Annotated in this window: 11 protein-coding genes; 8 read left to right on the forward strand and 3 right to left on the reverse strand. The window is 61.8% G+C overall.

Translation table 11 applies throughout. From position 1 onward, the window contains the following. Window positions 1-60: 60 nt before the first annotated feature. Genes AC1RQB_RS14405 through metC form a run of 8 tightly spaced genes read left to right on the forward strand, consistent with a single transcriptional unit; the run spans window position 61 to window position 9,243 of the window. Window positions 61-912: a transporter substrate-binding domain-containing protein gene (locus AC1RQB_RS14405; RefSeq protein ID WP_063343362.1), complete on the forward strand. Its 852-nt coding sequence runs from the start codon at window positions 61-63 to the stop codon at window positions 910-912. Beyond that, window positions 909-2,333 carry an FAD-binding oxidoreductase gene (locus AC1RQB_RS14410; protein ID WP_063343363.1) on the forward strand — a complete coding sequence of 475 codons (1,425 nt, stop codon included), beginning with the start codon at window positions 909-911 and terminating at the stop codon, window positions 2,331-2,333. Before AC1RQB_RS14405 ends, AC1RQB_RS14410 begins: the two co-directional genes overlap by 4 nt. Further along, complete coding sequence (locus AC1RQB_RS14415) at window positions 2,330-3,541, forward strand: aminotransferase class I/II-fold pyridoxal phosphate-dependent enzyme (protein ID WP_063343364.1); 1,212 nt, start codon at window positions 2,330-2,332, stop codon at window positions 3,539-3,541. The genes AC1RQB_RS14410 and AC1RQB_RS14415 overlap by 4 nt, the downstream gene beginning before the upstream one ends. Then, a complete protein-coding gene (locus AC1RQB_RS14420) occupies window positions 3,538-4,272 on the forward strand; it encodes an amino acid ABC transporter permease (protein ID WP_063343365.1) in 735 nt (244 codons plus the stop codon). The genes AC1RQB_RS14415 and AC1RQB_RS14420 overlap by 4 nt, the downstream gene beginning before the upstream one ends. After that, a complete protein-coding gene (locus tag AC1RQB_RS14425; protein ID WP_063343366.1) occupies window positions 4,262-5,050 on the forward strand; it encodes an amino acid ABC transporter permease in 789 nt (262 codons plus the stop codon). The genes AC1RQB_RS14420 and AC1RQB_RS14425 overlap by 11 nt, the downstream gene beginning before the upstream one ends. Next, the gene (locus AC1RQB_RS14430; protein ID WP_063343367.1) at window positions 5,037-5,873 is read left to right on the forward strand and encodes an amino acid ABC transporter ATP-binding protein; all 837 of its coding nucleotides are present in this window, start codon (window positions 5,037-5,039) and stop codon (window positions 5,871-5,873) included. The genes AC1RQB_RS14425 and AC1RQB_RS14430 overlap by 14 nt, the downstream gene beginning before the upstream one ends. Before the next feature lie 17 nt (window positions 5,874-5,890). Beyond that, on the forward strand, window positions 5,891-6,487 hold the full coding sequence (locus tag AC1RQB_RS14435; RefSeq protein WP_063343368.1) for a cysteine dioxygenase family protein: 597 nt from the start codon (window positions 5,891-5,893) through the stop codon (window positions 6,485-6,487). Continuing rightward, window positions 6,484-9,243, forward strand: a complete 2,760-nt coding sequence (gene metC / locus AC1RQB_RS14440; protein WP_063343369.1) for a cystathionine beta-lyase — start codon at window positions 6,484-6,486, stop codon at window positions 9,241-9,243. The genes AC1RQB_RS14435 and metC overlap by 4 nt, the downstream gene beginning before the upstream one ends. On the opposite strand, the gene AC1RQB_RS14445 is transcribed toward metC, so the two are convergent. From AC1RQB_RS14445 to AC1RQB_RS14455, 3 genes are all read right to left on the reverse strand, one after another. Further along, window positions 9,240-10,427, reverse strand: a complete 1,188-nt coding sequence (locus AC1RQB_RS14445) for an MFS transporter (RefSeq protein ID WP_063343370.1) — start codon at window positions 10,425-10,427, stop codon at window positions 9,240-9,242. The two genes, metC and AC1RQB_RS14445, sit on opposite strands and share 4 nt — an antisense overlap. A 61-nt stretch (window positions 10,428-10,488) precedes the next feature. Beyond that, window positions 10,489-11,187 (reverse strand): dienelactone hydrolase family protein, encoded by a 699-nt coding sequence (locus AC1RQB_RS14450; protein WP_008072007.1) that lies wholly within the window; start codon window positions 11,185-11,187, stop codon window positions 10,489-10,491. Window positions 11,188-11,234: 47 nt separating this feature from the next. Then, the gene (locus AC1RQB_RS14455; RefSeq protein WP_063343371.1) at window positions 11,235-11,750 is read right to left on the reverse strand and encodes an HvfX family Cu-binding RiPP maturation protein; all 516 of its coding nucleotides are present in this window, start codon (window positions 11,748-11,750) and stop codon (window positions 11,235-11,237) included. Window positions 11,751-11,757: the final 7 nt, after the last annotated feature.

An 11,757-nucleotide genomic window follows, 5' to 3' on the forward strand; every position in this document is an offset into this window, starting at 1 on the left:
CTCACCTCATCGTTTCAATAAGCCGCCGACTGGCTCGGCGGTCGTTCAAGGAAGTCGCGCATGAACCGATATTTTTCCGCTAGAGGCCTGGCCACGTTGTGCCTGGCAGGATGCGCCGTGCTGGGCGCCAGCCTCGCTCAGGCCGATGCCACACTGGACAAGATCGAGCAACGCCACGCCATCAGCGTCGGGGTGATTCTCAGTGGCCCGCCATTCGGCACTCTCGACCCCAAGACCGGCGAGCACCTGGGGTACAACGTCGAACTGGCCAAGGGCATCGCCAAGGCGCTGGGCGTCGAGGCGCAAACGGTTTCGGTGTTGGCGCCCAACCGGGTGCAGTTCCTGCAACAGGGCAAGGTCGACATCCTGATCGCCAATATGCAGTTCACCGAAGAGCGCGCCGAGATTCTCGATTACGTGCCCACGCCTTATGAAGAAGTCGGCGGTGCCGCGTTGATTCGCAAAGGTACGGGCATCACCCAGTGGGCCGACCTCAAGGACAAACCGGTGTGCGTGTCACAAGGCAGCAACTTCATCAAGCCGTTGCAGGAAACCTACGGCGCACAAATCAAGGCGTTCCGCAGCCAGTCCGAATCGCTGTTGTCGTTGCGCGGCAATGGCTGCGTGGCGGCGGTGCATGTCAGCCCGACCATGCATACCTTGTTGAGCGATGCCGAGTGGGCCGGGTATGAAATCCCGCTGCCGGGTGATTTGATCCCGTCGAACTCGGTGATCTGGGTCCGCAAGGGCGAACACGATACCCAGGCGAAACTCGATGCCATTGTGCGTGATTGGCACCGCAGCGGTTGGTTGATCGAACTGGGCGAGCGTACCGGCATGGCGCCGTCGCAGGCCTTGCGTGACCTGCACGAGCAATACCGCAACGCGGCACCGTTGGCTGTGCGGCCATGAGTCGGCCGTTGTTCGTCGCTTTGCAGCAACTGCTCGGCGCCCGTCATGTGCAGAGCAACGAAGAGGCCGCCGCGTACCTGACCGACAAACAGGGCCGTTATGTGGGGCAGGTGATTGCCGCTGTCCATCCGGCCAGCACCGAAGAAGTCGCGGCGGTGGTTCGTGCCTGTGTGGCGTGTGATACGCCGGTGGTGGTACAGGGCGGCAACACCGGGCTGATGGGTGGCGCGACCCCGGACGCCAGTGGGCGCGCGGTGTTGCTGCTGCTCGACCGGATGAATCGCGTAAGGGCGGTGGACACCGACAACGACACCCTGACCGTCGAGGCGGGCTGCATTCTGCAAACCATTCAGGATGTCGCCCGTGATGCCGGGCGTCTGTTCCCGCTGAGCCTGGGCGCCGAAGGCAGCTGCACCATCGGCGGTAACCTGGGCACCAATGCCGGCGGCACCGCGGTGCTGCGTTACGGCAATACCCGCGAATTGATCCTCGGCCTGGAAGTGGTCACCGCCCAGGGTGAAATCTGGAATGGCCTGCGCGGTTTGCGCAAGGACAACACCGGCTACGACTTGCGCGACCTGTTTATCGGCAGCGAAGGCACGCTCGGCATTATCACCGCCGCGACCCTGAAACTGTTTCCGCTGCCCAAAGCCCAAGCCACGGCGCTGCTGGCCTTCGACTCGTTGGCCCAAGCGGTGACGTTCCTGTCCCATGCCCGCGCCGGTTTCGGTGCCAGTCTCACTGCGTTCGAACTGCTCAACGCCGAGTGCCTCGCGCTGCTGCGTGAGCAATTTCCCGAAGGCCCGCAACCCTTTCTTGGCGCTCGTCAGCCCTGGTTCGCGCTGTTGGAACTGTCCGATAACCACAGCGAAAGCCATGCCCGCGAAGCGTTTGAACAGGTACTGGGCGAAGCCTTCGAACAGCGCTTGCTGGCCGATGCGCTGATCGCCGAAAGCCTCGCCCAGAGCCAGGCGTTGTGGCTATTGCGCGAAAACATGAGCGAGGCGCAGAAGCGTGCCGGTCGCAACATGAAGCACGACATCTCGGTGCCGATTTCCCAGGTGGTGGCGTTTGTCGCCGATACCGATGCTTTGTTGCAGTGTCATTTTCCCGGTGTGCGGCATTACACCTTCGGCCATCTGGGCGACGGTAACCTGCACTACAACGTCGCCCATCCGCAGGATTCGACGGTCGAGGCGCACATGGTCCATTACGCGGCACTCAGCCAACTGGTGCACGACAGCGCCCACGCCCACGGCGGCTCCATCAGCGCTGAACACGGTATCGGCCAGCACAAACGGGACATGCTCGGGCGCTATAAAAGTCCGGTAGAACTCGACCTTATGCGCCGGATCAAGCAGGCGCTGGACCCGAAAAACCTGCTCAATCCGGGCAAGGTACTGGAGGCGATCGAGTCATGAATGTTCGCCTGTCCAAACGTGTGCAGCGCGTCTCGCTGTCGGCCAATGCCGCCGCCAAATCCCAAGCCACGGCGCTACGCGAGGCCGGTCGCGACATCCTTGACCTGACCATCGGCGAGCCGGATTTCGACACCCCGGAACACATCAAGCAGGCCGCTTATGCCGCCATCGCTGGCGGTGCCACCAAGTACACGCCGACACCGGGCGTGAAGGCCTTACGAATTGCGGTGCAACGCAAGCTCCGGCAGGAAAACCATCTGGACTACCCGCTGGAATCGATCGTGATTGCCAACGGTGCCAAACAGATCATCTTCAATGCCTTCGCCGCCACCCTTGATGACGGCGATCAAGTGCTGGTGCCAACGCCTTACTGGCCGTCGTTTCCGGACAGCGTGCGCTTCAACGGCGGTGAGCCGGTGTTCATCGAATGCGGGTTGGCGCAAGGCTGCAAGCTGACGGCCGAGCAGTTGGAGCAATACATCGGCGAGCGAACTCGCTGGCTGATCCTCAATGGCCCCGGCAACCCCAGCGGCGCGGTATACAGCGCGGCCGAGCTGCAAGCCTTGGCCGAGGTGCTGCGGCGCCATCCCCAGGTGCTGATTCTGCTGGATGAGCTCTACGAACATATCCGCTTCGACGGTCGACCGGCCCAGAGCCTGCTCAGCGTCGCGCCGGATTTGCAGTCGCGCTGCCTGCTGGTGGGTGGCGTGTCCAAGACCTACGCCATGACCGGTTGGCGCATTGGTTTCGGCGCCGGACCGCAAGCGCTGGCCAATGCGATGACCGTCGTGCAATCGCAATCCACCTCGGGCGCTTCTTCGGTAGGGCAAGCCGCCGCGTTGGCAGCCTTCGACGGTGGGCTGGATTTCTTGCGGTCGCAGGTCGCGGCCTATCAGCAACGCCGGGATTTACTGGTGAGTGCTTTACGCAAAGTCGACGGCCTTGAAGTGCTTGAACCTCAAGGTGGTTTCTTTGTATTTATCCGCTGCGCCGGATTATTGGGCCGCTATCGCCCGGATGGTCAGCGCTTGCAAACCGATGCCGACGTCGTCGCGTATTTGCTGGAGGAGGGCGTGGCCGGCGTAGCGGGCAGCGCTTATGGCTTGTCGCCGTGGTTTCGCCTGTCCATTGCCACTGCAACTGAAACCGTCGCCGAGGCCGGACGACGCATCGCTCAAGCCTGCGGGCAATTGCGGGGCGAACCATGAGTCATTTGCTGGAGCTGTTCGTCCACTGGGCCGCCGGCTTCGGCCTGAACTACGGCTTTCTGCTGGACGCCTATCAGCGCGGAACCCTGGAGCAGGGCGCGCTGACCACGGTGTTGCTGTGCCTGTTCACTATCGTCGGCAGCTTGCTGGCGGGTGTCGGGTTGGCGGCAATGTTGACCTCGGGTAACCCCTGGCTGGCGAAACCTGCGCGGGTGTTTATCGAAGTCACCCGCAACACACCGACGCTGGTGCAGCTGTACTGCGCGTTCCTGGTGCTGAACATGCTGCTGACCCAGGCCGTCGGCGCGGCCAACCCGCTGACGCCGTTCGCCTGGGTGGTGATCGTGATCTCGCTGCACAAGGGCGCGTTCCATGCCGAAGCCTTGCGCGCCGGCATCGAAGCCGTGCCAGCGGTGACGATGGAGGCAGCCAGTTCGCTGGCGTTCAGCAGCCGCCAGTTGTTGTGGAACGTGCAACTGCCGCTGGCCCTGCGCTTCGCCTTGCCGTCGCTGATCAACAACCTGATCGACCTGGTGAAGATGACCGCCGTCGCCTCGGCGATTGCCGTCGGCGACATTACCTACGCGGCGATCATGATCTGGACCCAGAGCGATAACGTGCTGGAGTTGATGATTCTGATCCTGACGTTTTTTGGTCTGCTGAGTTTTACCGTCAATTGTGTGGGGCGCCTGCTCGAAGCGCGCCTGAGGATGCCCGGCTATGGCCATTGAATCGTCCGTCACCGCGCCAATGGCCTGGCCACGGCGGCATGTCGGCAAGTTGCTGTTGTTGGCGGTTGCCGTGCTCTGGCTGGTGTATTTCGCCCCGTACAGCCCGGTGCTCAAGGCCTTGCTGCAATGGTCGCCAGCGCTGGTCGTGGGCTTTGGTCAGAACATTCTGATCAGTCTGGTGGCGATCGGGTTGGGGTCGTTGCTGGGGCTGCTGGTGGGCGCCCTGGGATTGTCGCCGTTGTGGTTGCTGCGCTTGCCGGCGCGGATCTGGGTGCAGGTTTTTCGCAACGCACCGTGGCTGGTGCTGATCTATTTCACCACCTATGTGTTCCCGTTCGAGATCCACATCGGCAGCGCTTATGTCTCGTTCCCCGATTGGGTCAAGGTCACCCTTGGCCTGGCGTTGCCGGCGAGCGCCAACGTCGCGGAAATCTTCCGTGGCGCGGTCGCCTCGATCCCCAGTACCCAATGGGAAGCCGCACGTTCCCTGGCGTTCACCCGTGGGCAGATTTTCCGCTCGATCATCCTGCCGCAGTGCTTCAAGCGCATGTTGCCGCCGTGGATGAACCTCTACGCGGTGATCACCATGGGCACCGCACTGGCGTCATTGGTGGGCGTGCATGACGTGATCGACACCGCGCAAATCGCCAGCAACACGGTGAACCTGACCGGTTTTACCGTGGTTATTTACCTGAGCCTGCTGGTGCTGTTCTTTGCTTACTGCTACCCGATTTCCCGACTCACCCAACACTTGGAGCGACGTTATGCCTTCTACTGAAACCGTCGCTGAACCTCTGGTCAGCCTGCGCGACCTGCATCTGTCATTTGGCAGCAACCCGGTGCTCAAGGGCATCGACCTCGACGTGCACCGTGGGCAAGCCGTGTCGATCATCGGCCCGTCCGGTTCCGGCAAGTCGACGATCCTGCGTTGCATCACCGGCCTGTTACAGCCTCAGCGCGGGACCCTTCGCGTCGGCACCACCGAGGTTCACACCCTGGCCCAGGAAGCCCAGCGCATCGAGTTGCGCAAGCGCGTGGGGTTTGTGTTCCAGCAGTACAACCTGTTCCCGCATTTGTCGGTGCTGGAGAACCTGGTGATCGCACCGCGCAAAGTGCTGGGGCGCAACCGGATCGATGCCGAGAAAGACGCCCGCGCCTTGCTGGCCAAAGTGCGCATGGAGCACAAGGCCGATGCTTATCCGGGACAACTTTCCGGCGGTCAGCAACAGCGAGTGGCGATTGCCCGTGCGTTGGCCATGCGCCCGGAATTGATTCTGTTCGATGAGGTGACCTCGGCCCTCGACCCGGAAACCGTCGGTGAGGTGCTGACGGTGATTCGCGAGTTGACCGAAGAGGGCATGACCTGCGTGCTGGTGACCCACGAAATGCGTTTCGCCGAAGAGATCAGCGACATCGTCTACTTCACTGAAAACGGTGTGATCGTCGAGCACGGCAGCGCCGCGCAGATTTTCCAGCACCCCACCAGCGAACGCACTCAAGAGTTTCTGCGTCATGCACTGGGCGATCCGGGACGCCGTCCCCGCGTCGCCAACGATCCGTATCTGTTGACCAACCTGAGCCGCTACAGCCTGTCCGTCTAATACCGAGGAGCCTGTTCATGAGTACCGATAACCGTGCCGCCGTCATCGAAGATTTCCTCAAGAAAATCCGCATCATCAATCAGCGTGGCGTCGACCGCGCTGCGTTGACGCAAATCGTCGCCTTGCTCGAAACCCTGGCCGAGCGTCGCGATCTGTTCAATTTCGACGCGTTCCCGGCGCCAGTGCCGGGGCAGGGCAGCACCGCGTTCCGCTACCGCCTCAACGACGATGGCGACACGCCGACGCTGTACCTCAACTCGCTGTTGCCGGGCAAAAGCACCATTGCTCACAACCACGAAACCTGGGCGATCATCAGCGCCGTCGAAGGCCAGGAAATCAATTACGTCTATGCCCGTGATGACGAGGGCCGCGGGCCTGGGTTCACGACCCTGCACCTGGAAAAAGAAGTGATCGTGCAGCCTGGCACATCGATCTCGTTCCTCGGTGAAGACCTGCATGGCATCCGTGTCGAAGGCGAGCAGCCGACCCTGCATTTCCATCTTTATGGTTTGCCGCTGGAATCGCTCAATGGCCGTTATGGGGTCGAGGCCGACGGGCGCATCCTCAACTACAACGCCTCGCAAATGGCGCCGTCGATCAAGGCTTACGCATGAATCGGACCGTAACCCCAGGGCAACTGCAGCAATGGCTGTTCGACGGGCAGGAAATTGCCCTGTTTGATGTGCGTGAGCATGGCCAATATGGCGAAGCCCATCTGTTTCACGGGGTGAACCTGCCCTACAGTCGCCTGGAATTGGAGGTCCGACGCCTGGCGCCGAACCCTCAGGTGCGGCTGGTGATTTATGACCAGAACGGTGGGGACGTGGTGGCCCGCGCCGCTCAGCGTCTGCAGGCGTTGGGGTATGGCCGCGTGCATATTCTCGACGGTGGTGCCGACGGTTGGCAGGCGGCCGGCCTGCAGCTGTTTGCCGGCGTGCACGTGCCGTCCAAGGCCTTTGGCGAGTTAGTGGAAGAGGTCAGTCATACGCCGCACGTCACTGCCAGGCAGTTGGCCGAATGGCAAGCCCGGGGCGAATCGCTGGTGGTGCTGGACGGTCGGCCGTTCGACGAATACCGCAAGATGACCATCCCCGGTTCTGTCTGCTGCCCGAATGGCGAACTGGGCTATCGCGTACACGATCTGGTGCCGGACGACAGCACGCCGATCGTGGTCAATTGCGCCGGTCGAACCCGCAGCATTATTGGCGCCCAGACCCTGATCAATCTGGGTTTGAAAAACCCGGTCTATGCCTTGGAAAATGGGACCCAGGGCTGGGATCTGGAAGATCTTCAGCTGGAGCATGGCAGCACCCGCCGCTATGCCGATGAGGTGTCATCGAAGACCTTGCCGCTACAGCGTCTTGCCGCGGCACAACTGGCCGAACGGGCCGGGGTGAAAACCGTTGCGACCGCGCAGGTTGAGCAGTGGGCCGGGGAGGCCGAACGCAGTCTGTTTTTGTGTGATGTGCGTACCGCCGAGGAGTTTGCCGCTGGAAGTTTGCCGGGCGCGCAACACACGCCGGGTGGCCAGCTGATTCAATCCACCGATCTGTACATCGGCGTGCGCCAGGCGCGGGTGGTGCTGATTGACAGCGATGGCGTGCGGGCACCGATTATTGCCAGTTGGCTTCGGCAGTTGGGGCATGAGGCTTATGTTCTAGCGGACGGGGTGAGTAGCGGTCTGGCGTTGCCGGCGGTGGAGACCCCCGCACACGAAGCGTTGCCAGTGATCACGGCGCAGGCCCTGAGCGATGCGCTGAAGGATAACGCGGTGGCACTGATTGACCTGCGGCCGAGCATGACCTGGCGCAAAGGTCATATCGCCGGCTCGCGCTGGTCGATCCGCTCGTTGCTGGCGACTGAGGTGATGGGAGAGCAACGGCCTCTGGTGCTGCTGGCCGATGATCCGCTGCTGGCCGCTTTCGCGACGCTGGAGTTGCCCAATGCTCAGCGTACACAAACCCGGTTGCTGGACGGCGGTGTCGAGGCCTGGCGTGCGGCGGGGTTTGCGCTGCAGGAGGATGCCAACACACCGCCCGATCACCAGTGCATCGATTTTCTGTTCTTCACCCATGATCGCCATTCGGGCAACAAAGACGCGGCGCGTCAGTATCTGGCTTGGGAAATCGGCTTGTTGGCGCAAATGAGCGCAGACGAAATCGCCAGCCTCAAACCGTTGCGCGCGCAGTCTCAAGCCACCCGTGATGCACGGATTCGTACCCGTCTGGTGCATTCGGCGCGAACTGAAAAAGGCAGTGGCGGTCGGGCGGTCAACGTGCCAGTCACTCGTTTGAGCACGGTGCTGTTCGACAACCTGGCGCAAATGCGCGACGCCCGTGCTCGCCGTGATAGTGAACGGGTTCTGAGCTATGGCGCCCGAGGCAATCCGACGGCTTTCGCCCTGGAAGATCTGGTGACGGAACTGGAAGGCGGTTATCGCACGCGCTTGTATGGCACCGGGTTGGCGGCCGTGGCGCAGACGTTTCTGGCCTACTTGCGGCCCGGCGATCATGTGCTGATCACCGATGCGGTATACGCGCCCGTGCGGCGTCTGGCCCGGGAGCTGCTTGAGCCGTTCGGCATCCAGGTCAGCTACTTCGCGCCTGACGGCAGCGGCCTGCAAGCGCAACTGCAAGCCAATACCAAAATGGTCTACACCGAGGTGCCCGGCTCGCTGTTGTATGAACTCTGCGACCTGCCGGCCATTGCCGCATTGTGCAAACCGCGCGGCATTCTACTGGCCGTGGACAACACCTGGGGCTCGGGCTACCTGTACCGGCCGCTGACCCTGGGCGCGGACATCTCGATCATGGCGTTGACCAAGTACCTGTGTGGTCACAGCGATGTGGTCATGGGCAGCGTCTGTACCCGGCAAGAGGTCTGGCAGCCACTGTCGTCGATGAGCGACACCTTTGGCATCGCCGTCAGTCCCGACGATGCCTATCTGGTGCTGCGAGGTGCACGAACCCTGGCGCCGCGCCTCGACGTACACGAACGCCAGGCCCTGGAAATCGCTCAATGGCTACAGGCGCAACCGCAGGTGAAACGGGTGTTCCATCCAGCGCTGCCCGATCATCCCCATCACGCACTGTGGCGGCGGGACTTCAATGGCAGCAACGGTTTGCTGTCCTTCGAACTGCGCGAGGCCGACGCCACGTACGTCGAACGGTTTATCGATGCGCTGCAGGTGTTTGGTCTGGGCGCTTCCTGGGGCGGCTATGAAAGCCTGGTCACCGTCGCTGATACCAAGGATCGCAACAGCGCGGCAGATCGTGCATTGAACCCGGTGCTGCGGCTGCACATCGGCCTGGAAGATGTCGACGCGTTGATCGAAGACTTGCAACGCGGGTTCGCCGCCGCTGTGGACTAGGGCTTGCGCAGCACCAGCAACAACAGCGCCGCAGCCGCCAGCACCGCCCCGACGATGAAGGTGCTGGCCGAGCCCGTGGTCTCCCACAGCGCACCGGCGAGCACACTGGCGATCAACAGGCACACGCCGCTGATCAAATTGAACAGGCCGAACGCCGTGCCCCTGAGGTGTTCGGGTGCGGTGTCGGCGATCAGCGTCGCGAGAATGCCCTGGCTGAAACCCATGTGCAGACCCCACAGGGCCACGCCCGCCAGCATGGTCATGATCGAATCCGCTTGCGCCAATAACAGGTCCGCCAGGATCAGCAGGACGATGCCGACACACAGCACTTTGGTGCGGCTGATCCGGTCGGACAACCAGCCGGCAGGGTAGGCGGATACGGCATAAAGCAGTGACATGACCACCATCACCGTCGGCACCCAAGTGGCCGTCAGACCTGTTTGTTGCGCCTTCAAAACCAGAAAGGCTTCGCTGAAACGGGCCAGTGTGAAGAGCCCACCGACGATCACGACCCACCAATAATCGCGCGAAAAATCCCGCAGAACCTTCCAGTGGATAGGCGAGCGAAAGGCGCGTTCGCCAGCGACAGTGGTTGGCTCTTTGACCCCACCGACAATCAGCGCCACCGATATCACCGCCGGGATCACCGCAAACCACAACACCAGATGGATCTGCCCGAGCCAAAGCATCAGCACGATGGCCAGAATCGGACCCAGAATGGCGCCCACGGTGTCCATCGACTGGCGCAAGCCAAAGCAGGCACCGCGGATTTCGGCGGGGGCGATGTCGGCGACCAGCGCATCTCGCGGCGCGCCACGGATGCCTTTGCCGATGCGATCCAGAAAACGCGCGGTGAACACCACATCGACCGAGTGCGCGAGGGGAAAGAGCGGTTTCGACAAGGCGGCCAGACCGTAGCCCATCAACAGCAAGCCTTTGCGCCGGCCGATAAAATCGCTGATGGCGCCGGAGAAGATCTTGGTCAGCATCGCGGTCGCCTCGGCGATGCCCTCGATCACCCCGACGGTCAACGCGCTCGCGCCCAAGGTCGTGACCAGAAACACCGGCAGCAGGCTGTGCACTAGCTCTGAAGACAGGTCCATGAACAGGCTGACAAAACCCAGGGCCCAGACCGTGGTGGGGATACGCAGTGAAGCCGGTCTGGGTTTTGAGAGGTTGTCCATGCTGGTTTCCGGGATTGAATGCTCACCGATTGTTTATGTCGCCAACCCCGGCGATCAGGCCTTAAAGGTTCTGACTCAAAAAGAGCAACGTATTGCCATGTGCCTCGACCGCCGCCCGTTGGTCATAGCTGTCACGGTGCGAGCAATTGAAGCCGTGTTCGGCCCCCGGATACACCTCGATATCGACGTCATCGTTGAACTCGAAACGCTCGGCGATTTGCTTCACGGCGTCGATGGGGATGTGGCTGTCCTGTTCGCCGAAGTGCATCAGCATCGGCACCTTGATTTCATCGGCCCGATCCAGTTGGTTTTGAATGCCGCCGCCGTAATAGGCGATCGCCACGTCGACGAAACCATTGGCCGCGGTGTTGTACGACAGCATGCCACCGAAGCAGAAACCGATAGACGCGATCCTGCCGTCCAGCCCCGGATGAGCCTTCAGGGCGTCAATGGCCAGTTTGATGTCGGCCTGCGCTTTTTGGGTGTCGGTGGCGTTCATCAACTCGACGGCGCGCTTCCAGCCGGCTTCGTCGTAGCCCAGTTCGGTCCGGTGGCCGTGGCGCCAGAACAGATCCGGCGCGATGACCAGGTAGCCGTCGGCGGCGTATTGCTCGGCGACCGAGCGAATGTGCTCGTTGACGCCGAAGATTTCCTGAATCAGCACAATCCCCGGACCTTTACCGGTGTGGGGAATGGCCAGGTAAGCGCCGAAGGTGCCCTCGGTGCTGGTGATCTCGATCCATTGGGTGGTTACGCTCATGATGGCTCCTTTACATAAGTTGGGTAGGTTATCGAGACGCTGGCGTATCAGCGCAGACTGCGCCGCCAGAAGTATCGAGCCAACAGCGCGTCCACGCTGAGTTTGCCGGCCCCCGAGAGCAGCAACGGCATGAGGGCTGCGAGGTAGATCAGCGGCAGTTTGAAGTTGCCATGGCCTTTATTGCTGATGGCATAACCTTGGGCAAGTTCACTCAATGTAGACCAATCGGCCGGCCAGTGAACGGCAGCAGTCGCGACGATCGTGACCACGGTCAGAATAATCGCCGAAACCCGCGTTCCCAGGCCCACCAACAGGGCGAGGGCGCAGATCAATTCGGCCCACATCGCCAGTTCCCAGTTCAACGTGGCCGGAATGTGGTTGAAGGGAAACGGGAAGCGGTTCTGGATGTCGGCGAACCAGTTCTGGCCGTTCCATTTTTCCAGGCCGGACTCGAAAAATTCCCAGGCCAGAAACACCCGCAAGGTCAGGGGGGCGATCCAGCTGCCGGCACGGTCGAGGTTCAGGTGCAGGCCTTTGAGGGCCGATGAGAGGGAGGTATTCATGGGCTGA

The organism is Pseudomonas sp. GW822-FHT02E03 (assembly GCF_058802325.1).